The following is a 455-nucleotide window of genomic DNA, read 5'->3' as shown; positions in this document are numbered from 1 at the left end:
GTTAGTCATGCCAGGAGTGGAAATAGGTACAGGTGCGGTGGTAGGTGCGGGCTCTGTAGTTACGAAGGATGTCGATCCATACAATATAGTTGTAGGTGTTCCAGCTCGAGTTTTAAAAAAAAGATTTGGAGAAGAAACTATATCTCGATTAAATGAGGCCCGAGTCTATGAAAGAGATTCAGACAAATCGCTTAAACTGTTCCACCGCTATTATAGTCTTGACATTGAACAGGTTTTAGATGAATTTATTGATGAACTATCTCACATTGAGTTTAGGTAGGTTTTAATGAATAGTTATTATGATATAAGTAAGGTGAATCCTTACCTATATTTCGGGTATCTACCCTCCAGTTCTTCCAGTAAAGATTTAACTAAGCTAAAATTAGATAAGACGTATAGTCACACACCAGAAGAAGCTGCTAGTATTTTAGATGATATTTTGGATGAATTTTTAG

General features: G+C 36.3%; 1 pseudogene. It reads left to right on the top strand.

The features are described 5' to 3' along the window. Positions 1–104 (top strand): annotated as a pseudogene (locus R0K30_RS21110) (acetyltransferase); the annotation flags it as partial. Positions 105–455 lie beyond the last annotated feature (351 nt).

This window comes from Bacillus sp. SIMBA_154, from assembly GCF_046536015.1.
Taxonomy (GTDB): Bacteria; Bacillota; Bacilli; order Bacillales; family Bacillaceae; genus Bacillus; species Bacillus pumilus_P.
Note: the sequence above shows the minus strand (reverse complement) of the source record. Positions and strands in the feature narration are given on the sequence as shown.